This window comes from Streptomyces sp. NPDC050997 (genome assembly GCF_040660135.1).
In the GTDB taxonomy this organism is placed as follows: Bacteria; Actinomycetota; Actinomycetes; order Streptomycetales; family Streptomycetaceae; genus Streptomyces.
Map to the genome: position 1 here is coordinate 58,081 of NZ_JBFAGK010000013.1, position 20,344 is coordinate 78,424.

General features: G+C 69.8%; 18 protein-coding genes and 1 pseudogene. 11 read left to right on the forward strand and 8 right to left on the reverse strand.

The genetic code is table 11. The features are described 5' to 3' along the window. Nucleotides 1–178 precede the first annotated feature (178 nt). The 4 genes and pseudogenes from AB0H86_RS27300 to AB0H86_RS27315 form a co-directional block, all read right to left on the reverse strand. Nucleotides 179–967 carry an alpha/beta fold hydrolase gene (locus tag AB0H86_RS27300; RefSeq protein ID WP_362444050.1) on the reverse strand — a complete coding sequence of 263 codons (789 nt, stop codon included), beginning with the start codon at nt 965–967 and terminating at the stop codon, nt 179–181. Then, nucleotides 964–4,194 carry a condensation domain-containing protein gene (locus AB0H86_RS27305; RefSeq protein WP_362444052.1) on the reverse strand — a complete coding sequence of 1,077 codons (3,231 nt, stop codon included), beginning with the start codon at nt 4,192–4,194 and terminating at the stop codon, nt 964–966. The genes AB0H86_RS27300 and AB0H86_RS27305 overlap by 4 nt, the downstream gene beginning before the upstream one ends. Before the next feature lie 232 nt (nt 4,195–4,426). Continuing rightward, nucleotides 4,427–4,519: pseudogene (locus AB0H86_RS27310) on the reverse strand (alpha/beta hydrolase); the annotation flags it as partial. Between the two features lie 388 nt (nt 4,520–4,907). Next, on the reverse strand, nt 4,908–5,780 hold the full coding sequence (locus AB0H86_RS27315; protein ID WP_362444055.1) for a 3-hydroxybutyryl-CoA dehydrogenase: 873 nt from the start codon (nt 5,778–5,780) through the stop codon (nt 4,908–4,910). A 157-nt stretch (nt 5,781–5,937) separates the two neighbouring features. Between AB0H86_RS27315 and AB0H86_RS27320 the strand changes: the two genes are divergently transcribed. Next, entirely contained in the window at nt 5,938–7,170 is a 1,233-nt protein-coding gene (locus tag AB0H86_RS27320; protein ID WP_362444058.1) for a family 10 glycosylhydrolase, read from the forward strand. Between the two features lies 1 nt (nt 7,171). Here the strand turns inward: AB0H86_RS27320 and AB0H86_RS27325 are convergent, their stop codons facing one another. Further along, on the reverse strand, nt 7,172–7,366 hold the full coding sequence (locus AB0H86_RS27325; RefSeq protein WP_356771824.1) for a DUF1918 domain-containing protein: 195 nt from the start codon (nt 7,364–7,366) through the stop codon (nt 7,172–7,174). Between the two features lie 92 nt (nt 7,367–7,458). Further along, the gene (locus tag AB0H86_RS27330; RefSeq protein WP_362444061.1) at nt 7,459–8,376 is read right to left on the reverse strand and encodes a DMT family transporter; all 918 of its coding nucleotides are present in this window, start codon (nt 8,374–8,376) and stop codon (nt 7,459–7,461) included. On the opposite strand from AB0H86_RS27330, the gene AB0H86_RS27335 reads away from it, so the two are divergent. Together AB0H86_RS27335 and AB0H86_RS27340 are read left to right on the forward strand one after the other, a co-directional pair. After that, a complete protein-coding gene (locus tag AB0H86_RS27335; RefSeq protein ID WP_362444064.1) occupies nt 8,375–9,859 on the forward strand; it encodes a PLP-dependent aminotransferase family protein in 1,485 nt (494 codons plus the stop codon). The genes AB0H86_RS27330 and AB0H86_RS27335 overlap by 2 nt on opposite strands. Nucleotides 9,860–9,900: 41 nt before the next feature. Next, nucleotides 9,901–10,470, forward strand: a complete 570-nt coding sequence (locus AB0H86_RS27340; protein WP_362444067.1) for a histidine phosphatase family protein — start codon at nt 9,901–9,903, stop codon at nt 10,468–10,470. A 4-nt stretch (nt 10,471–10,474) separates the two neighbouring features. Here the strand turns inward: AB0H86_RS27340 and AB0H86_RS27345 are convergent, their stop codons facing one another. Next, a complete protein-coding gene (locus AB0H86_RS27345; RefSeq protein ID WP_362444070.1) occupies nt 10,475–10,918 on the reverse strand; it encodes a DUF6314 family protein in 444 nt (147 codons plus the stop codon). Between the two features lie 154 nt (nt 10,919–11,072). Here AB0H86_RS27345 and AB0H86_RS27350 point away from each other — a divergent pair, with 154 nt between their 5' ends. Beyond that, entirely contained in the window at nt 11,073–13,556 is a 2,484-nt protein-coding gene (locus tag AB0H86_RS27350) for an alpha-L-arabinofuranosidase C-terminal domain-containing protein (RefSeq protein ID WP_362444073.1), read from the forward strand. 178 nt (nt 13,557–13,734) lie between these two features. Here the strand turns inward: AB0H86_RS27350 and AB0H86_RS27355 are convergent, their stop codons facing one another. Beyond that, a complete protein-coding gene (locus tag AB0H86_RS27355) occupies nt 13,735–14,118 on the reverse strand; it encodes a hypothetical protein (RefSeq protein ID WP_362444076.1) in 384 nt (127 codons plus the stop codon). A 169-nt stretch (nt 14,119–14,287) separates the two neighbouring features. Between AB0H86_RS27355 and AB0H86_RS27360 the strand changes: the two genes are divergently transcribed. From AB0H86_RS27360 to AB0H86_RS27390, 7 genes are all read left to right on the forward strand, one after another. Beyond that, on the forward strand, nt 14,288–14,983 hold the full coding sequence (locus tag AB0H86_RS27360; protein ID WP_362444079.1) for a sigma-70 family RNA polymerase sigma factor: 696 nt from the start codon (nt 14,288–14,290) through the stop codon (nt 14,981–14,983). Further along, nucleotides 14,980–15,348, forward strand: coding sequence for a hypothetical protein (locus AB0H86_RS27365; RefSeq protein ID WP_362444082.1), 369 nt, complete (start codon nt 14,980–14,982; stop codon nt 15,346–15,348). Before AB0H86_RS27360 ends, AB0H86_RS27365 begins: the two co-directional genes overlap by 4 nt. A 72-nt stretch (nt 15,349–15,420) precedes the next feature. Next, nucleotides 15,421–16,449: an N-acetyl-gamma-glutamyl-phosphate reductase gene (argC, locus tag AB0H86_RS27370; RefSeq protein ID WP_362444085.1), complete on the forward strand. Its 1,029-nt coding sequence runs from the start codon at nt 15,421–15,423 to the stop codon at nt 16,447–16,449. Continuing rightward, nucleotides 16,446–17,597, forward strand: a complete 1,152-nt coding sequence (gene argJ / locus AB0H86_RS27375) for a bifunctional glutamate N-acetyltransferase/amino-acid acetyltransferase ArgJ (protein ID WP_362444088.1) — start codon at nt 16,446–16,448, stop codon at nt 17,595–17,597. The genes argC and argJ overlap by 4 nt, the downstream gene beginning before the upstream one ends. After that, nucleotides 17,594–18,502 carry an acetylglutamate kinase gene (gene argB / locus AB0H86_RS27380; protein WP_362444091.1) on the forward strand — a complete coding sequence of 303 codons (909 nt, stop codon included), beginning with the start codon at nt 17,594–17,596 and terminating at the stop codon, nt 18,500–18,502. The genes argJ and argB overlap by 4 nt, the downstream gene beginning before the upstream one ends. Continuing rightward, the gene (locus AB0H86_RS27385) at nt 18,499–19,698 is read left to right on the forward strand and encodes an acetylornithine transaminase (RefSeq protein ID WP_362444094.1); all 1,200 of its coding nucleotides are present in this window, start codon (nt 18,499–18,501) and stop codon (nt 19,696–19,698) included. The genes argB and AB0H86_RS27385 overlap by 4 nt, the downstream gene beginning before the upstream one ends. A 19-nt stretch (nt 19,699–19,717) precedes the next feature. After that, on the forward strand, nt 19,718–20,257 hold the full coding sequence (locus AB0H86_RS27390; RefSeq protein WP_362444097.1) for an arginine repressor: 540 nt from the start codon (nt 19,718–19,720) through the stop codon (nt 20,255–20,257). The last annotated feature ends 87 nt before the right edge of the window (nt 20,258–20,344 follow it).

Consider the following 20,344-nt stretch of genomic DNA (forward strand, 5'->3'; position numbering starts at 1 on the left):
GAGACCTGGGACATCGACGAGGCCGACGATGCCGACCTGCTTCCCAGGCGGGCATGGGTGATGATGTTCGGGCAGGCACGGTCTCGCTCGGTTCTCATGGGTCTCTACATGATCCCCAGCGCCGGGCCTGTACTGCTTTCAGGGAACATCCCACCTGGTACCGGGACATGACGTCATGTCATACGCGAGGCCGGCGAACCGGACCGATCCCGAACACGCCATGACCCTGGAGTTCTTCGGCGATGAGGGAGAGCACATCCGCCCGCTGGTCGAGCAGGTAGAGATGGCCTCCCTCGAAGACGCGTACAGGGCCGACGGCACCGCAGTGCCGCCGCCATGCGGACACCTCGTCCACCCGGACCTCGGCGTCGTCGCCGGCGGCGAGCAGGCAGGTCGGTATGTCCAACGGCAGTTCGTCGCGGTACTGGTAGTTCTCGCACGCCGCGAAGTCGGCACGCATCGCGGGAGCCAGCCACAGCAGCACATCGCGGTCGCGCACAGCCGAGACCGAGGGACCGGCGATCTCGTTCAGCCGATGCAGCAGGGCCTCGTCGCCCAGAACGCTCGCGGCCGGGCGCCAGGGGGTGAGGTCGGGTGAACGCATCCCGGAAAGGAACAGCTGGGCAGGGGCCGGTCCGCCGGTGGCTCGAAGCGCGCGGGCCAGTTCGAAGGCCAGCAGAGCCCCCATGCTGTGGCCGAAGAACGCGAACGGTCGGTCCAGCAGCGGTTCCACAGCACCCCGCAGGACGTCGACCATCGAGGTGATGGACGGCAGCGGAGGTTCCCCGGCCCGGTCCTCGCGTCCGGGGAGCTGGACGGCCCACACTTCGGCAGCCATGTCAGTGGGCAACGTCCAGGAGCTGTATCCGAGCGCCCCGGCCCCGGCCCACGGAAGACAGAACAGCCGCATGTCAGGGTCCGGATGAGGGGAACGGCAGCGCAGCAAGTTCTCCACGGTGGCGGTCATCGGCCGTCACCCTTCTCTGTGCTGTCGTCGACGGCAACCAGCTGAACCGCCATGTCCCCGAGCGAATCGGCTTCAAAAATCGCTCGGACGCTCAGCTCGCAGCCCAAGGCGGTGCGCACTCGACCGATGACCTGCATGGCGAGCAGCGAATTCCCGCCGAGTACCCAGAAGTTGTCGTCAGGGCCGGCCTGCGGTGCTCCGACCACCTCACCCACGATCTCGCACAGACGCTGTTCCCGGGAGATGTCGAGCAGCGTCGTGCCCTGGCCGGCCTCCAGCAGGGTGCCCGACGACTCGATGCCGGACAGCGCCCTGCGATCCAGCTTGCCGTTGAAGGCGACCGGGAACTCTTCAAGGACCTCTACCCGGTCGGGCAACAGTGCGGAGGGGAGCTTGCCACGAAGGAATTCCCGTACGGCGGAGTACGTCAGCCCGTCCCGGCCTCCGTCGCCCGGCACGACATACGCCACCAGTTGAGCCATGTCCATGCCTGGGTCGGTCGCGATGACGGCGGCGCGGGCGATGGCGGGATGGCTGTCGAGCAGAGCCTCCAGCTCACCCGGCTCGACGCCCCGACCTCGGACCGTCACACGGTCGGCGAGACGGCCCCAGAACTCCAACTGCCCATCAGGACGCAGCCGGCCCTTGTCACCGGTGAGGTACATGCGCTGCCCGGGGACACGGCTGAACGGGTCGGCTATGAACCGTTCACTGGTGTACGCGGGCTCTCCCGCGTAGCCCTGGGCCACACCGAGCCCACCGATGCAGATCTCGCCGACGAACGTGGGCGGCAGCAACTGCAGTTGGTCGTCGACGATGTAGATCTGAGCCGCGCCCACCGCGCGCCCGGCCACCTGGTGAGCGTGTTCGCCGATCTCTGCCCTGGCCGAATCGGCAGTGCACTCGGTCAGGCCGTACGTGTTGAACGCGAGGAGTTCAGGCTGGTCGTGCAGACGCCGCCACAGCCGCTCCGACGCGCTCTCGCCACCGATGACGACCATCTTCGGCGGGTACGGAAGGGTCAGGAGACCAGCGTCGACCAAGCTCTCCATCTGGCTGCTGTTGCAGTTGAACACGTCAATCGATGATTCAGGATCCGACCCTCGGGCAAGGAGCCGGAGCGGATCCGTCCTCTCCTCCTCACCGATCAACAGCAGCCGGTGCCCGAAGGCGATCATGCCGAGGCACTGGTTGATGAACACGTCGAACGTCACGGAACTCAGCGCGCCGACATTCACCTGGCGCCCTTCGGGCAGCCGTGCGTACATCGGCGCCAGTTGGGTGGTGGCGAGAGCGACGAGGCTCGCCTGATCGATGACCACGCCCTTCGGCTGTTCCGTGGAACCTGCTGTGAAAAGCATGCAGGCCGGAGCAGTTGCCGGGCGACGAGCGGCATCGACCCCGTGCGTGGAATCGCCCCCGACCGCCGTCGCCGCGTCTGCCAGGAGCACGGCCGCTGAGACCGTCTCCACCTCGGCGAAGCGTTCGTCCGAGACGACCAGGGCGATGCCGGCCTCCTCAAGGAGCTGGCGGCGGCCCTCGTGCTGGTGCGGATCCAGCAGGAGAAAGGCACCGCCCGCACCCCAGGTGGCGAGCATCGCGACGATCAGATCGCTGCGCCTGGCCAGGCAGATCCCCACCATGGTGCCGGACCGTACGCCGCGGGCGCGCAATGCCGTGGCCATGGTCCGGGCCCGACCGGCCAGTTCGGCGAAGGTGAGCCGCTCCCCATCCGCAACGACTGCTTCCCGTTCAGGAACAGTCGCGGCCGTCAATTCGAAGAGGTCCCATGCGGATGTGCATTCCGCGGGGGCACGGCCGTCCTGCGTATCACCACTCGCGCCGAGCACCAGCGTTTCGTCCAGGGCGACTTGGTCGAGGACCGGGATGCTCCCGAGCGGGACATCGGGTGCCCGACTGAGTGACTGCAGCAGGTTTCCGTAGGTATCGGCAAACCTCTGCATAGCCGCCTCGGAAAACCGCTGACGATTGTATTCGATGGTGAGTGAGGTTTCGTGTGCCAGCCGTTGTATGTCCAGACGCAGGTCAAATTCGATGCGCGACAACTCCATGGGGTCTGGCATGGGCGTCACCTGGAGGCCGTCAAGTGCCCAGGTATCGCTCGGGTCTAGAGTGCCATAGCCGATAGCGGCCTGGAAGAGGGGATTGCGATCGGCGTCCCGGTGGGGAGCAATGTCCTTTACGACTGCTTCGAACGGCACGTCCTGGTGGTCGAGCGCGTCCAGAACCGTTTCACTCACGTGGTCGAGAAACTGATCGAAGGTCAGTGTCGGTGCTACCGGGCAGCGCAGCACCACTGTGTTGGCGAAGAATCCGATCGTTCTGAAGAAGTCCGAGTCCGGTCGGCTGAGTACCGGCGTGCCCACTGCTATATCGCTCGATCTCGTCCAGCGCTGCAACAGAATGAAATACGCTGCGAGCATGCCCATGAACGGAGTGATCGAGCGGTCCTTGCAGAACTCTTCGAATTCCGCTACGACATTCTCTGGAACGGCGACCGGGATCCGGGACCCGATGATCACGCCCGGGTCTTCCCTGCTGTCCTCGGGCAGCTGGGGCGACTGGATGCCCTCCAGTTGGCCACGCCAGTAGTCCAGGCCGGCAGGGTCCACCCCGGAGGCATTCTCCGCCAGGCAGAAATCCGCGTACTGAACGGCCGGCGTCGCGACGGCAAGCGCGTTTTCGTCAGCGTAAGCGAGGCGTAGTTCTTCGGCGAATACCTGTGCGGAAATCTCGTCGATAATGATGTGATGGAACACGAAGATTATCAGGTGCAGCCGGGATGACACCCGTATCGCGCCTGCTTTCCAGAGCGGCCCTGATGAAATATCGAAGGAAATGTCAAGCATCCTTCTGGCCTCATCCTCCGCCCAGTCACAGCGCTTGCTGTGCGAGTCCCCCTCGGCCTCTACGATGTCGAGCAGCGAAGACTGGGCAACGTCCCCGTTCGCATCGTGCACCACCTGGAGAACTTCACCGTCGCGTTCCAGGAATGTGGTGCGCAGTGTTTCGTGTCTGCCGCGCAGCACCTGTAGGGCGCGCTCAATCCTGCTTATGTCGAGATCCCCGTCGACTGTGAGGGCGGTTCCCCAGGTATCAGCCGAACTGGCTGGCCGCACAATTGAGGAGAAATACATTCTCCGCTGTGCGGATGAGGCGCGAACCACACGCGAATGATGGTCGTCCTGCCCCTTTGCGTGATGCATCTGAGACATAGAAGTCCGCCAGCCAATCAATCGTAGCTTCAAGGGGAAACAGGGACTTTCTCTCCTGCTTGCACGTGCATCCCCTGTGCGGCCCCATCAACCGCACCCACCAGGCAACATCCCATCCCGACCCGGGAAAGCCTAGCCATTTGGCCGCAGGCATCAAAGGAGAGATATCTATTCCACCGCGGGACAGGGCCGGCTCCTGTCTCGCCAGCTAGACAGGACGTGGTCATGCCTCCAGCGCCGGGTCGTCGTTCATCGGGACGTGGCCGCAGCCGGGTAGGCGGACCGGGCGGGCGCGGGGGACAATTCGCTTGGCGCGGGGGCGGGGTGGGTGTGTTTCCCCGGTCGGTGGCAGTCCGCTGAGGCGCTCGATACTGACGGCGCTGGTACCGGCTTTGTCCTGCCGGAGCCGGTGAGCTTCGCCTTGGCGCGACTGCGCCAACGGAATCAGATCTCGGGTTTTCGCTGAGTAGGCGAGAAAGGGCCTGACAGCTTCGAAAGACACAAAGTCCCAGGTCAGGGTCGATTTGCTGTCGGTCGATGCCGCTCGACAGGCCGTGTTCCCGTGCAGTCCACGTGGGCTGGGCGAGGAGGCGCGGAGGGCCACCGTCGGGCGCCGCGAGAACCACCTATGCAGTGCCGCCGTGAGCGCTGTTCCGGGTGAATTCGCCCTTGAACAGCGCCACTTGGCGGCGTCGCCGCACTCGCTAGTACGTGTAGAAGCCCGACCCGGACTTCCGGCCCAGCCGGCCCGCGTCGACCATGCGCTGGAGCAGCGGGGGAGCGGCGTACAGCGGCTCCTTGTACTCCTCGTACATCGAGTACGCGACCGAGGCGACCGTGTCCAGGCCGATCAGGTCGGTCAGCTTCAGCGGGCCCATCGGGTGGGCGCAGCCGAGCTCCATGCCGTTGTCGATGTCCTCGCGGCTGGCGATGCCGGACTCGAACATCCGGATCGCGGACAGGAGATACGGGATCAGCAGCGCGTTCACCACGAAGCCGGAGCGGTCCTGGGCGCGGATGGCGTGCTTGCCGAGCACCTTCTCGGCGAAGGCCTGGGCGCGGCTGAGCGTGCCCTCGGAGGTGGTGAGCGCCGGGATCAGCTCGACCAGCTGCTGCACCGGGGCCGGGTTGAAGAAGTGGATGCCGATGACGTGGTCGGGCCGTGCGGTGGCGACCGCCAGCTTCACCAGCGGGATGGAGGAGGTGTTGGAGGCGAGGATGGCGTCCGGCCGGGTCACGACCTGGTCGAGCACCTGGAAGATCTCGGTCTTGACCTGCTCGTTCTCGACGACCGCCTCGATCACCAGATCACGGTCGGCGAACTCGCCGAGGTCCGTGGTGAAGCTGAGCCGCTCCTGCGTCTCCGCCAGCTCCGCCTCGGTGATCTTGCCGCGCCCGGCAGCCTTGGCCAGGGAGTTGAACAGCCGGGTCCGGCCGATCTCCAGGGCCTCGCCGGTGGTCTCGGCGACCTTCACGTCCAGGCCGGCGCGGGCGCACACCTCGGCGATGCCCGCTCCCATCTGACCGCAGCCCACAACTCCGACCCGCGTGATGTCTCCCGCCTGGATGTCCGTCACATCGTCCCTTTCGCTGATCTACGGCTGTGGCAGGTTCGCGGTTGGTGCGGTGCCTGCTCCGTTCGTGCACGTTACTCCCAAGTATCGATGATCGATCGCGGGGGTGCGGGCATCCTGGGGCGCGGAGACGATCCGTGACCGTACGGATCCGCGGTGTATGGGGGTGTTTCAGGTGGGGCGACTGTCACGTCGGGCGTTCGCGCTGGCCGCGCTGTCGACGCTCACGTCGGCCTCGGGCGCGGCCGCCGCGCGGGAGCGGCGGTTCGAGGAGATGCGGGGCGTGTGGCTGGCGACGGTGAACAACCGTGACTGGCCCTCGACGCCGGGACTGTCGGCGCGGCGGCAGCGTACCGAGCTTCTCGCGCACCTGGACGGGGCGGTCCGCAGCCGCCTCAACACCGTGATCTTCCAGGTGCGTCCGACGGCCGACGCGTTGTGGCCCTCGCCGTACGAGCCGTGGTCCGAGTACCTCACCGGCACTCAGGGCAAGGACCCGGGCTGGGATCCGCTCGGCACGGCGGTGGCGGAGGCGCACGCCCGGGGCCTGGCGCTGCATGCCTGGTTCAACCCGTACCGGATCGCCAACCACGCGGACCCCACGAGGCTCGTCGCCTCCCACCCCGCCCGCGAGCACCCGGAGTGGGTGGTGCCGTACGGCGGGAAGCTCTACTACAACCCCGGGCTGCCCGAGGTCCGGGCGTTCGTGCAGGACGCGATGCTGGACGCGGTGCGCAGGTACCCGGTGGACGCCGTGCACTTCGACGACTACTTCTACCCGTACCCGGTGGCGGGCCAGACCTTCGACGACGACGCGGCCTACGACCGCCACGGCGGCGGTTTCCCGAACCGGGCCGCCTGGCGGCGCGACAACATCGACAAGCTGGTGCGGGAGACGGCGGCCCGGGTCCGAGGCATCCGCCCCGCAGCCCGCTTCGGCATCAGCCCCTTCGGAGTGTGGCGCAACTCCGACACCGACCCGCTCGGCTCGGACACCCGGGCGGGCGTGCAGACGTACGACGACATGCACGCGGACACCCGCACCTGGGTGCGCGAGGGCTGGATCGACTACATCGTCCCGCAGCTCTACTGGAACATCGGCTTCGCCGTCGCCGACTACGCGGAACTGCTGGGCTGGTGGGCCGAGACGGCGCGGGGCAGCAGGACGAAGCTGTACCTGGGGGAGGCGCTCTACAAGGCCGGCGACCCGGCGCAGCCCGCGGCCTGGCAGGACCCGGCGGAGCTGTCCCGCCATCTCACCCGCGCCCGTGCGTTCCCGCAGGTACGCGGACATGTCTTCTTCGCCGCCGACGAGGTGGCGGTGGACCGGATCGGGGCGATGGCGCGGGTGGTCGCCGACCACTACCAGCGGCCGGCGAAGCCTCCGCGCTGAGTCACCGGTGGGTTTCCCGGTGCCGGATCTCGGTGTCGGGGCCGGGTGAGCACACGCCCTCGTGACCGTCCTCGAAGCGGACGCGATACGGGGGGTTGCCCTCGGGGCCCATCACTTCGACGATCTCGCCGACCTTGTCCTGCTGTCCGACCACCCTGCCGTGCTGGACAAGCTGGTCGCCCACGGTTGCACGCATCTGTCGGGTCTCCTCACCTAGTGCGGGAGCAGTGGTCCGTGTCCCTGAGTCTACGGCGCGGGGGCCCGGTGGGACCGGCGCGTGCGCGCCGCTCAGCTCCGTGCCCGCTGGGTGACGGCGATGCACACCAGCACCGCCGCGGCCGTCAGTGGGGCGGCCACCGTCAGGTGCTCGCCCAGCAGCAGCACCGACCACACCAGTGTGAGCAGCGGCTGGGCCAACTGCAACTGGCTGGCCCTGGGGATGCCGATGACCGCCATTCCCCGGTACCAGACGAGCAGGCCGAGGAACTGCGAGCCCGCCGCGACCCACAGCAGCCCGGCGACGCTGTGCGCGGTCAGCCGTATGGGCTCGTACGCCAGCGCCACCGCGGCGACGGGCACGGTGAGCGGCAGACACAGCACCAGCGCCCAGCCGATGACCTGCCAGCCCGGCATGACCCGGGCCAGCCGGCCGCCCTCGGTGTAGCCGACCGCGCACACCAGCAGCGCGCCGAACAGATACAGGTCGGCGGTGGTGAGGGCGCCGCCGCTCTGCTGCACGGTGAAGGCGACCACCGCGGCGGCGCCCGTGAGCGCCGCCGCCCAGAAGGTGCGGGAGGGACGGGTGCCGAACCGCAGGGCGGACAGGAGCGCGGTGGTCAGCGGGAGCAGGCCGACCACGACAGCGGCGTGCGCGGTGGTGGACGTCTCCAGCGCCAGGGTGGAGAGCAGCGGGAAGCCCACCACGACGCCGGCGCCGACGACAGCCAGCCCCGGCGTGTGCCGACGGGCCGGCAGCGGCACCCGCAGGGCCAGCAGGCACACGCCCGCGATGAGCGCCGCGAGCACGCTGCGCAGGGCGATGAGCGCCCAGGGGCCGAAGCCCTCCAGGCCCCAGGCGGTGGCCGGAAAGGTGAGGGAGAAGGCGACGACGCCGAGGGCGGCCAGCAGGGTGCCGGTGACCGGCGGCCTGTCCGGGGTGGTGACCGCTATCCGGGTCGGCGCGATAGCGCTACTCTGTACTCTCATGCAAGAGCGTAGCAGTGTGGGTGAACTGGCGGAACAGCTGCGAAGGGAGCTGGACCGCTACTCTCCAGGTGGAAAGCTCCCGTCGAGTCGTGCCCTGGTGGAGCGGTTCCGGGTGAGCCCGGTGACCGTCTCGCGGGCACTCGCGCAGCTGGCCGCCGAGGGCCTGGTCGTCACGAGGCCGGGCGCCGGCGCCTTCCGGGCCAGGCCGCGGACGACCGCCGCCACGACGGTCGGGGACACCTCGTGGCAGGAGGTGGCGCTGAGCGCGGACGGCGCCGCCGATCTCGTACCGCGCTCGGTGGACGCGTCCGGCGTCCTGGTCTCGCTGGCCGCACCGGCCCCCGGCGTGATCGAGTTCAACGGGGGTTATCTCCATCCCTCGCTGCAACCGGAACGGGCGATGTCCGCGGCCCTGGCGCGCGCGGGACGCCGGCCGGGCGCGTGGGGACGGCCGCCCATGGAGGGGCTGCCGGAGCTGCGGGAGTGGTTCGCGCGCGGTATCGGCGGGCCCGGCGGCGGCGTCACGGCGGCGGAGGTGCTGATCAGCTCGGGCGGCCAGACCGCGCTGACCACCGCTCTGCGTGCCCTCGCCCCGCCGGGTGCGCCGGTGCTGGTCGAATCGCCCACGTATCCGGGCATGCTGGCCATCGCGCGGGCGGCCGGCCTGCGGCCCGTTCCGGTGCCGGTCGACGCGGAGGGGGTACGGCCGTCCCTGCTCGCCGACGCGTTCCGGGCCACCGGCGCCCGGGTGTTCGTCTGCCAGCCGCTGTTCCAGAACCCGACCGGCGCGGTGCTTGCGCCCGAGCGGCGCGGGGAGGTGCTGGGTATCGCGCGCGCGGTCGGCGCGTTCGTCGTGGAGGACGACTTCGTACGGCGGCTCGTGCACGAGGACGCCGGGCCGGTGCCGCGTCCGCTCGCCGCCGACGACCCCGACGGAGTCGTCGTCCACGTCGGCTCGCTCACCAAGGCGACCTCACCGAGCTTCCGGGTCAGCGCGCTCGCCGCGCGCGGCCCGGTCCTGGAGCGGTTGCGCGCCATCCAGGTCGTCGACACCTTCTTCGTGCCCCGGCCCTTGCAGGAGGCGGCACTCGAACTGGTCGGCTCGCCCGCGTGGTCCCGCCATCTGCGGGCGATCTCGGCGGAGTTGAAGGAGCGACGGGACGTCATGACGGCCGCCCTGCGGCTCGGCCTGCCCGAACTCTCCCTCCCGCACATCCCCATGGGCGGCTACCACCTCTGGCTCCGACTGCCCGACGGCGCCGACGAGTTGGCCCTGACGGCGGCCGCCCTGCGCGCGGGCGTCGCGATCACCCCCGGCCGCCCGTACTTCAGTGCCGAGCCGTCCGCCGGACACATCCGTCTGAGCTTCGCCGCGGTGACGGGAGCGGGGGAGATCGCGGAGGGGGTACGACGTCTTCGTGCGGCCTACGACGAGGTGGCCCCGGCCCACGTCCCGCGGGAGGTCCGCGCAACTCTCGGGTAACACCTATTGACCTGTGCACTCGCTCCCCTCACGATCGCCGCATGCATCTTCGGGTCACGTTCGTCGCCGCCGCGCGCAGCTCCCCGCTGCTCGCGGAGCGCTTCGAGGACGACCGGCCGCTGGACCAGGCCGGTTGGGGCGAGGTCCAGCGCGTCGTCCAGGATCTGATCCCGCTCGCGGCGGCCGAGCTGCGCTACTGCTCGCCGGCCCCGCGCAGCCGCACCACCGGGGACGCCCTCGGTTACACGCCGCTGGTGCAACTCGCCCTGCGGGACTGCGACATGGGTCGCTGGCGCGGGCTGACCCTGGGCGAGGCGATGGCCCGCGAGCCGGAGGCCGTGGACGCCTGGCTCGCCGACCCGCGGGCCACTCCGCACGGCGGTGAGTCGCTGGCGGCGTTCATCTCCCGGGTCGGGAACTGGCTCGACACCCGTCCCGTCGAGGACGGCGGTCGTGTCGTCGCCGTGGCCGAACCCTCGGTGATCCGGGCCGCGCTGGTCTACGCCCTGAAGGCACCGCCCTCCTCCTACTGGAACATCGACGTCCAGCCGCTGGCGACGACCGCCGTCACCGGCCGGACGGGACGCTGGAACCTCCGCTTCGACGGGTGACCGCTCAGTCCTCGCGGGCGTAGTCGGTGGTCAGGACAAGGTCCTTGGCGGGCCCGCCGACCCGCCACACGGATCGCCAGTGGTCCCCGTCGAGGACGGTGAACTCGCCCCGGTAGAGGTCGGCCGAGCAGGGGTGGTCGGCGACATGGCGACCCGAGGCCAGGTCCAGGTCGTGGAAGGGGCGGCCGTCGGCGAAGCGGACGTCCACGGCTCCCGGTGAACCGCCCGGCAGGAAGAGAAGGGTGCGCTCGGCGGGGCGGGGGACTCCCCGCCAGGTGAAGGTTCCCCTCTCGTGGTGCAGCAGCCCGCCTTCGTCCAAGGGGCCGAAAGTGGTCGTACCGCCGAAGTGTCCCTCGTCGCCGCTCGCCAGATCCCGCACGGAGCGTTCCACCCGCCAGCTCCCGGCGAGATACGCCAGGACGTCCGGTACTGGCCGGAACTCGCCCATCCGTTCCTCCCTTTCGACCCTTCCGACACTTTCGATACCGCGCGACCCGTTGACGCTCTCGAATCCCCCTCTCTATGTTGCCGTTCGAAGTGCTGATCATTGTCCGATATTTCGAATGACCTGGGGATCCCCCCACTTGAGCCGCGGAGTATCCATGTCACGCACCCGCATCCGCTGGAGACTCGGTCTCACGGCCACCGCCTTCCTGGTGGCGGCCGGCCTGGTCTCGGCGCCCGCCCACGCCGAGGACGTCACCGACTACGCGATCACCGTCGACCCCGCCACCAAGGGCGCGAAGATCGACGACACGATGTACGGCGTCTTCTTCGAGGACATCAACCGCGCCGCGGACGGCGGCCTGTACGCCGAACTCGTGCAGAACCGGTCCTTCGAGTACTCCACCGCCGACAACTCCTCGTACACGCCCCTCACCTCCTGGACGGTCGACGGCACCGCGCAGGTCGTGAACGACGCCGGCCGGCTCAACGAACGCAACCGCGACTACCTTTCCCTGACCGCCGGTTCGTCCGTCACCAACGCCGGCTACAACACCGGCGTCCACGTCGACGAGGGCAAGAGGTACGACTTCTCGGTGTGGGCCCGCGCCGCCGCCGGCACCACCCTCACCGTCACCCTCCAGGACGTCGGCGGAACCCTGGCCACCGCCCGCGAGGTGGCCGTGCGGAAGGGCGGCTGGGCCAAGTACACCGCCACGCTCACCGCGACCCGCACCAGCTCCGCCGGCCGCCTCGCCGTCGCCTCCTCGGCCGACGCGGCCCTGGACATGGTGTCGCTCTTCCCGCGTGACACCTACCGGGGCGAGCCGAACGGACTGCGCAAGGACCTCGCCGAGAAGGTCGCCGCCCTGCACCCCGGCTTCGTGCGCTTCCCCGGCGGCTGCCTGGTCAACACCGGCTCCATGGAGGACTACAGCGAGGCCTCCGGCTACCAGCGCAAGCGCTCATACCAGTGGAAGGACACCATCGGCCCGGTCGAGCAACGGGCCACCAACGCCAACTTCTGGGGCTACAACCAGAGTTACGGCCTCGGCTACTACGAGTACTTCCGCCTCAGCGAGGACATCGGCGCGATGCCGCTGCCCGTGGTCCCGGCCCTGGTGACCGGCTGCGGCCAGAACCGGGCCGTCGACGACGAGGCACTGCTCAAGCGGCACATCCAGGACACCCTCGACCTCATCGAGTTCGCCAACGGCCCGGTGACCTCGATCTGGGGCAAGAAGCGCGCGCAGATGGGCCACCCCAGGCCGTTCCACCTCACGCACCTTGAGGTCGGCAACGAGGAGAACCTCCCGAACGAGTTCTTCGCCCGGTTCAAGCAGTTCCGCGCCGCCATCGAGGCGAAGTACCCCGACATCACCGTGATCTCCAACTCCGGTCCGGACGACACGGGTTCGACGTTCGACACGGCCTGGCAGCTGAACCGCGACGCGAACGTCGCCATGGTCGACGAGCACTACTACAACAGCCCCCAGTGGTTCCTGCAGAACAACAGCCGCTACGACTCCTACGACAGGAACGGCCCCAAGGTCTTCCTCGGCGAGTACGCCTCGCAGGGCAACGCCTTCAAGAACGGCCTCGCCGAAGCGGCCTTCATGACCGGCCTCGAGCGCAACGCCGACGTCGTGAAACTCGCCTCCTACGCCCCGCTGTTCGCCAACGAGGACTACGTCCAGTGGCGCCCGGACCTGGTGTGGTTCAACAACCACGCCTCCTGGAACTCCGCCAACTACGAGGTCCAGAAGCTGTTCATGAACAACGTCGGCGACCGGGTGGTGCCGTCGAAGGCCACCGGGACACCGTCGCTGCTCGCCCCGATCACCGGCGCCGTCGGCCTGTCGACCTGGGCGACCAGCGCGGCGTACGACGATGTGGTGGTCACCGACGCCGACGGGAGGACACTGCTCACGGACGACTTCTCCGGTGACGCCGCCCAGTGGAACCACAGCGGCGGCGGCAGTTGGAGCGTCCAGGACGGGCAGTACGTGCAGAGCGACGCGGCCGCCGAGAACACCATGGTGTCGGCCGGTGACGCCGGCTGGCACGACTACGACCTGCGGGTGAAGGCCACCAAGAAGTCCGGCAAGGAGGGCTTCCTCGTCGCCTTCGGCGTCAAGGACACCGGCAACTACTACTGGTGGAACCTGGGCGGCTGGAACAACACCCAGTCCGCCGTGGAGCAGGCCGTGGATGGCGGCAAGTCGACGCTCCTGTCCAAGGCCGGGTCGGTCGAGACGGGCCGCGCCTACGACATCGACATCAAGGTGCGGGGCCGTCAGGTCACCCTCTACCTCGACGGCAAGGAGTGGGGGAGCTTCACCGACGACAAGCCGGCCGAGCCGTTCCGCCAGGTCGTCACCAAGGACAAGAAGAGCGGGGACCTGATCGTCAAGGTCGTCAACGCCCAGTCCTCGGCGGCCCGTACGGCGATCGACCTGGGCGGCGCGAAGGTCGCGTCCAGGGCGAAGGTCACCACGCTGGCAGCGGCCCCGGACGCGGTGAACACCGAGACGGCCACGTCGGTGGCGCCGGTGTCGTCCACCTTCTCCGGGGTGGCCGACAGGTTCACGTACACCTTCCCGGCGAACTCGGTCACCTTCCTGCGGATCAAGCAGAGGTAGCCGGTGGTGGTGCGGGCCGCTGCCCCGGCGGCAGCGGCCCACGCCCACGCGCAAGCCTTCCTTCGGTCATGTGTTCCAGGTCACACGCAACCTCGTAGGGGGTCGCACGTCTGTCGGGGTGGAGGCCTCCTTTCCACCACGACCGCGACAACGATTCGAGGAACGGCATGTCCGCACGTCACGTCCTGCACCACCTGCGCGCCCACCGGCTGCGCACCGCCCTGGGGGCCACCGCCCTCGGAGCCGTCCTGGCCGTCGGCGCGGGGGCGATGGTCGCCCAGGCCAGCACGGACAGCTCCCGGACGAGCCCGTCCCCGGTGCCGTCGGAGGCCACGCCGAAGCCCGAGCCCACGAAGTGGACCAGCGCCACCCCGGTCCCGTCGCCCACCCGGGCCGAGCCGACGCGAGAGGCGAGCCCGTCCCCGGTCCCGGCCACTCCGAAGCCGGAGCCCACGAAGTGGACGAGCCCGTCCCCGGTCCCCTCGCCCACCCGGGCGGAGCCGACGCAGGGGGCGAGCCCGGCGCCGGTCCCCGTGCCGTCGGAGGCGAAGCCCGAGCCCACGAAGTGGACCAGCCCCTCGCCGGCCCCGCGACACGGCTGACGCTCCCGGGGGAGGGGAGCTGAACGGGGGCTGCCGGGCCACGGTCCGGCAGCCCCCGCACCGCCGACGCCGCCGCCCCACCCCCCGCTCCACCGTCGGAGACACCCGCACCACCCGTCCAGGAGACCCATGACGACAGCACCGGTCCCGGCAGTCCCGCGCTGGATCAGTGACCCGCCGGCCTCTCCTCGCCGGACGCGGGCGCACCCGTGGCTGGGGGCCGTCGTCCGCGCGCTGTCGCTGGCCCGGGACAGGCTGCCGGCCGGCGTGGCGCGGCGGGCGGCGGGGGCGCGGGCCGACGGGGCGGCCGGGGACCTCCCGCCATCGGCGGCCTTCGACGAGTTCCGTATCGACCAGCTCTACCATCACCGGCGGCTGTCCCTGGTGCGCCTGGCGCTGCTGCTGGTGGACGACCTGCCCACGGCGGAGGACGTCGTCCAGGACGCCTTCATCGCACTCTTCCGCCGCCACGGGCGTCGGCTCGCGGCCGTGGACGACCCGGAGGCGTATCTGCGGACCAGCGTGGTCAACGGCGCCCGCTCGGTGCTCCGGCGTCGCCGGACCGTGCGTGCCCATGTGCCCGAGCGTGAGCAGCACGCCCCGCCGCCCGAGGACCATGTACTGCTCCGTGAGGACCACCGGGAGGTTCTCGCGGCGCTCGGGCACCTCACCGCACGCCAGCGCGAGGTGCTGGTGCTGCGGTACTGGTCCCATCTCACCGAGGCCCAGATCGCGGAGACCCTCGGGCTGTCCCGGGGCACCGTCAAGTCCACGGCCAGCCGCGCCCTGGTCGCCCTCGGCAAACGTCTGGAAGGTTCCCGATGAACGGACACGATCCCGGGCCGGGCCCGGAGTCGGTGGAACTCCGGCTGGAGGCCGCTCTGCGGGCACGTGCCGACTCTGTCGGCCTGGCCGATCTGCGCCCCGCGCACCCGCCGTCCGGGCCCTCCGTCGCCCGGGTCACACCGGCCCGCGCCGCCCTGGCCCTCCTGGCGCTGGCCGCCGTGGCGGTCTGCGTCCTGCTCCTCGCGCAACGCGAGGCGGACACGCCGATCCGACCGGCGGGCCCGCCGACGGTCACGCCGAGCCCCACGCAGACCCGATCCCCTTCCCCGACCGTGTACTCACCCGAGCCCTCCGGCCTCGACGCGACACCGTCCGTACCGGAGGCGCCCGCGCCGACACGGTGAGCGATCCGGTCAGGATTGCATAAACGTGCATGGAAACGTATAGTCATGCCATCCAAGAGGAGGATGGATTCCATGGCGGTACGTGCGGCAGTGGCCGGAGCGAGCGGATACGCGGGCGGGGAGCTCCTGCGGCTGCTCCTGGCGCACCCCGAGGTCGAGATCGGCGCCCTGACCGGCAATTCCAACGCGGGCCAGCGGCTCGGCGCGCTCCAGCCGCACCTGCTGCCGCTGGCCGACCGGGTGCTCCAGGAGACCACGGCCGGCGTCCTCGCCGGACACGACGTCGTCTTTTTCGCGCTGCCGCACGGGCAGTCCGCGGCCGTCGCCGAGCAGCTCGGCCCGGAGGTGCTCGTCGTCGACATGGGCGCCGACTTCCGGCTCAAGGACGCGGCCGACTGGGAGAGGTTCTACGGCTCCCCGCACGCCGGCACCTGGCCGTACGGCCTTCCCGAACTGCCGGGCGGCCGCGCCGCGTTGGAGGGTTCCAAGCGCATCGCGGTGCCCGGTTGCTACCCGACCGCGGTCTCCCTCGCCCTGTTCCCTGCGTACGCCGCCCACCTCGCCGAGGCCGAGGCCGTGATCGTCGCCGCCTCCGGCACCTCCGGCGCGGGCAAGGCGCCCAAGCCGAACCTGCTGGGCAGCGAGGTCATGGGCTCCATGTCGCCGTACGGCGTCGGCGGCGGCCACCGGCACACGCCCGAGATGATCCAGAACCTGAGCGGGGTCGCCCAAGAGGCCGTCTCCGTCTCCTTCACACCCACCCTCGCGCCGATGCCCCGAGGCATCCTCGCCACCTGCTCCGCGAAGGCGCGCCCCGGTGTCACCGGCGAGTCCGTCCGCGTCGCCTACGAGAAGGCCTTCGCCGACGAGCCCTTCGTCCACCTGCTCCCCGAGGGGCAGTGGCCCGCCACGGCGTCCGTCTACGGTTCCAACGCCGTTCAGGTGCAGGTCGCGTACGACGAGGGCGCGGGCCGCATCATCGCGATCAGCGCCATCGACAACCTGGCCAAGGGCACCGCGGGCGGTGCCGTCCAGAGCATGAACATCGCCCTCGGGCTTCCCGAGGAGCTCGGTCTTTCCACGATCGGAGTCGCACCGTGAGCGTCACGGCAGCACAGGGGTTCCAGGCGGCGGGTATCGCCGCCGGAATCAAGGAGAACGGCAACCCGGACCTGGCCCTCGTGGTCAACACCGGGCCCCGCCGCGCCGCCGCCGGCGTCTTCACCTCCAACCGTGTGAAGGCCGCGCCGGTGCTGTGGTCGGAGCAGGTCCTCAAGGCCGGCCAGGTCTCCGCAGTCGTCCTCAACTCCGGTGGCGCCAACGCCTGTACGGGACCGAAGGGCTTCCAGGACACGCACGTCACCGCCGAGAAGGCCGCCGAGGTGCTCGGTCTCGGCGCGGTCGAGGTCGCCGTCGCCTCCACGGGGCTGATCGGCGTCCTGCTCCCGATGGACAAGCTGCTGCCGGGAGTCGAGCAGGCGGCCAAGGCCCTCAGCGAGCACGGCGGCGAGAAGGCCGCCATCGCCATCAAGACCACCGACAGCGTCCACAAGACGTCCGTCGTGACGAGGAACGGCTGGACCGTCGGCGGCATGGCCAAGGGCGCGGGCATGCTCGCCCCGGGCCTGGCCACCATGCTCGTCGTCCTCACCACCGACGCCGACCTCGACAGCGCGACCCTGGACCGGGCGCTGCGCGCCGCCACCAAGGTCACCTTCGACCGGGTCGACTCCGACGGCTGCATGTCCACCAACGACACCGTGCTGCTGCTGGCCTCCGGTGCCTGCGAAGTCACCCCGGAGTACGAGGAGTTCGCCGAGGCCGTACGGACCGTCTGTGACGACCTCGGCCAGCAGCTCATCCGGGACGCCGAGGGCGCGAGCAAGGACATCAAGGTCGAGGTGGTCAATGCCGCGAGCGAGGACGACGCCGTCGAGGTGGGCCGGTCCATCGCCCGCAACAACCTCCTCAAGTGCGCGATCCACGGCGAGGACCCCAACTGGGGCCGCGTGCTCTCCGCGATCGGCACGACGAAGGCCGCCTTCGACCCCGACCGGCTCAACGTGGCCATCAACGGCGTCTGGGTGTGCAAGGACGGAGGCGTCGGTGAGGACCGGGACAAGGTCGACATGCGCTACCGCGAGGTGCACATCGTCGCCGACCTCGCCGCCGGTGCGCAGACCGCCACCATCTGGACCAACGACCTCACCGCCGACTACGTCCACGAGAACAGCGCGTACTCGTCATGAGTACCGCTCGTAAGCACAACGCCCTGCCCAAGGCGCAGATCCTCATCGAGGCGCTGCCCTGGCTGGTCCGGCACAACGGCAAGACCGTCGTCATCAAGTTCGGCGGCAACGCCATGATCGACGAGGACCTGAAGGCCGCGTTCGCGCAGGACGTCGTCTTCCTGCACCACGCCGGCCTCAAGCCCGTCGTCGTGCACGGCGGCGGCCCGCAGATCAGCGCGGCCCTCGACAAGCACGGCATCGTCAGCGAGTTCAAGGCCGGCCTGCGCGTCACCACCGAGGACGCCATGGACGTCGTACGGATGGTGCTGGCCGGGCAGGTCCAGCGTGAGCTGGTCGGGCTGCTCAACCAACACGGCCCGCTCGCCGTGGGATTGACCGGCGAGGACGCGCACACCATCACCGCCACCAAGCACCAGCCCCTGATCGACGGTGAGTTGGTCGACATCGGGCGGGTCGGCGAGATCACCGACATCGACACGGGCGCGATCGAGGCGCTGCTGGCGGACGGCCGTATCCCGGTCGTCTCGTCGATCGCCCGGAGCCAGGACGACCACCATGTCTACAACGTCAATGCTGATACGGCTGCTGCGGCACTCGCTGCCGCGCTGGGCGCCGAAACCCTCATGGTTCTCACGGACGTCGAGGGCCTCTACGAGGACTGGCCCCACAGCGACGAGGTGATCAGCCGCCTCACCGCTTCCCAACTGGAGAAGCTGCTGCCGGAGTTGAGCTCCGGCATGGTGCCGAAGATGGAGGGCTGTCTGCACGCCGTGCGAGGCGGCGTCACCACCGCCCGGGTCATCGACGGCCGGGTCCAGCACTCGATCCTGCTGGAGATCTTCACCGACGAAGGCATCGGCACGATGGTCGTGGCCGACGCGGAAGAGGGGGACGACGCATGACGGGCAACCAGGAGCTCACCCAGCGATGGCAGGGCGCGCTCATGAACAACTACGGCACGCCGCAGTTGGCCCTGGTGCGGGGCGAGGGCGCGAAGCTGTGGGACGCCGACGGCAGGCAGTACCTCGACTTCGTCGGCGGTATCGCGGTCAACGCGCTCGGCCACGCCCACCCGGCGATCGTCGACGCGGTCAGCAAGCAGGTCGCCTCGCTCGGCCATGTCTCCAACCTCTTCATCGCCGAGCCGCCCATCACGCTCGCCGAGCGACTCCTCCAGCACTTCGGCCGCGACGGCAAGGTGTACTTCTGCAACTCGGGGGCCGAGGCCAACGAGGGCGCGTTCAAGATCGGCCGACTGACCGGCCGGAGCCACATGGTCGCCACCCAGGGCGGCTTCCACGGCCGGACCATGGGCGCGCTGGCGCTGACCGGGCAGCCGGGCAAGCAGGAGCCGTTCCTGCCGCTGCCGGGTGAGGTGACGCACGTTCCGTACGGGGACGCGCAGGCGCTGGCCGCCGCGGTCACCGAGGAGACCGCGCTCGTGATCATCGAGCCGATCCAGGGCGAGAACGGGGTCGTGGTGCCCCCGGCCGGCTACCTCAAGGCGGCCCGGGCGATCACCGCCTCGACGGGCAGCCTGCTGGTGCTGGACGAGGTGCAGACCGGGATCGGCCGGACCGGACACTGGTTCGAGTACCAGGCCCACGAGGGTGTCCTGCCGGACGTCGTCACGCTGGCGAAGGGCCTGGGCGGCGGTCTGCCGCTCGGCGCGACCGTCGCCTTCGGCCGGGCCGCGGAACTGCTGCGGCCCGGCCAGCACGGTACGACCTTCGGCGGCAACCCGGTCGCCTGCGCGGCCGGACTCGCCGTACTGGAGACGATCGCGGCCGAGGGTCTGCTGGAGAACGTCAAGGCGCAGAGCGAGAGACTGCGTGAGGGAATCGAGGGTGCGGACGGGACTTCCCGGCACCCGTTGATCGCTCATGTCCGGGGTGCGGGGCTGCTGCTGGGTATCGTGCTCACCGAGCCGCTAGCGCCGAAGGTGCAGCAGGCGGCTCAGGACGCCGGGTTCCTGGTGAACGCGCCCGCCCCCGAGGTGGTACGGCTGATGCCGCCACTGACCCTCGGCGACGCGGAAGTGGACGCGTTCCTCCAGGCGCTGCCCGGCATCCTGGACGTGGCCAAGGGGGACGGATGATCCGGAGAATGAGACGACGATGAGTCAGGCGCAGGATCACGAGCAGACCGCAGGGCCTGCCGTACCGCAGACCCGCACCGCCCGCCACCGCCGGATCGTGGACATCCTCAACCGGCAACCGGTGCGGAGTCAGAGCCAGTTGGCGAAGCTGCTGTCCGACGACGGGCTGAGCGTCACTCAGGCGACGCTCTCCCGGGACCTGGACGAGCTGAACGCGGTGAAGATCCGCAACAACGACGGCGACCTGATCTACGCGGTGCCGAGCGAAGGAGGATTCCGCACGCCTCGGGTGCCGCTGGGGGAGTCCGCGAAGGAGGAACGGATGCGGCGGCTCTCGGCGGAGCTGCTGATCTCCGCGGAGGCGTCCGCGAATCTGGTGGTGCTACGGACACCACCGGGCGCGGCCCAGTTCCTCGCCTCGGCGATCGACCAGGCCGAGCTCCAGGACATCCTGGGCACCATCGCCGGTGACGACACGCTGCTGCTGATCAGCCGGGATCCGACGGGCGGGCAGGCTCTGGCCGATCACTTGCTGCGGCTGGCTCAGAACGGCCACTGAGGGGAGCCGTCGTACGGCGGGCTGCGGGTGCCGGTGGCCTGGTCCCGCCCACGCGGGGAGCCGCACGCCGCTCCGCGCCCCGAGGGC

What these genes read in the sequence shown, in the direction of transcription:
- AB0H86_RS27300 (WP_362444050.1), bottom strand. Translation starts at nt 967, where the DNA reads ATGACCGCCACCGTGGAGAACTTGCTGCGCTGCCGTTCCCCTCATCCG.
- AB0H86_RS27305 (WP_362444052.1), bottom strand. Translation starts at nt 4,194, where the DNA reads ATGCATCACGCAAAGGGGCAGGACGACCATCATTCGCGTGTGGTTCGC.
- AB0H86_RS27320 (WP_362444058.1), top strand. Translation starts at nt 5,938, where the DNA reads ATGGGGGTGTTTCAGGTGGGGCGACTGTCACGTCGGGCGTTCGCGCTG.
- AB0H86_RS27325 (WP_356771824.1), bottom strand. Translation starts at nt 7,366, where the DNA reads ATGCGTGCAACCGTGGGCGACCAGCTTGTCCAGCACGGCAGGGTGGTC.
- AB0H86_RS27335 (WP_362444064.1), top strand. Translation starts at nt 8,375, where the DNA reads ATGCAAGAGCGTAGCAGTGTGGGTGAACTGGCGGAACAGCTGCGAAGG.
- AB0H86_RS27330 (WP_362444061.1), bottom strand. Translation starts at nt 8,376, where the DNA reads ATGAGAGTACAGAGTAGCGCTATCGCGCCGACCCGGATAGCGGTCACC.
- AB0H86_RS27340 (WP_362444067.1), top strand. Translation starts at nt 9,901, where the DNA reads ATGCATCTTCGGGTCACGTTCGTCGCCGCCGCGCGCAGCTCCCCGCTG.
- AB0H86_RS27345 (WP_362444070.1), bottom strand. Translation starts at nt 10,918, where the DNA reads ATGGGCGAGTTCCGGCCAGTACCGGACGTCCTGGCGTATCTCGCCGGG.
- AB0H86_RS27350 (WP_362444073.1), top strand. Translation starts at nt 11,073, where the DNA reads ATGTCACGCACCCGCATCCGCTGGAGACTCGGTCTCACGGCCACCGCC.
- AB0H86_RS27360 (WP_362444079.1), top strand. Translation starts at nt 14,288, where the DNA reads ATGACGACAGCACCGGTCCCGGCAGTCCCGCGCTGGATCAGTGACCCG.
- AB0H86_RS27365 (WP_362444082.1), top strand. Translation starts at nt 14,980, where the DNA reads ATGAACGGACACGATCCCGGGCCGGGCCCGGAGTCGGTGGAACTCCGG.
- argC (WP_362444085.1), top strand. Translation starts at nt 15,421, where the DNA reads ATGGCGGTACGTGCGGCAGTGGCCGGAGCGAGCGGATACGCGGGCGGG.
- argB (WP_362444091.1), top strand. Translation starts at nt 17,594, where the DNA reads ATGAGTACCGCTCGTAAGCACAACGCCCTGCCCAAGGCGCAGATCCTC.
- AB0H86_RS27385 (WP_362444094.1), top strand. Translation starts at nt 18,499, where the DNA reads ATGACGGGCAACCAGGAGCTCACCCAGCGATGGCAGGGCGCGCTCATG.
- AB0H86_RS27390 (WP_362444097.1), top strand. Translation starts at nt 19,718, where the DNA reads ATGAGTCAGGCGCAGGATCACGAGCAGACCGCAGGGCCTGCCGTACCG.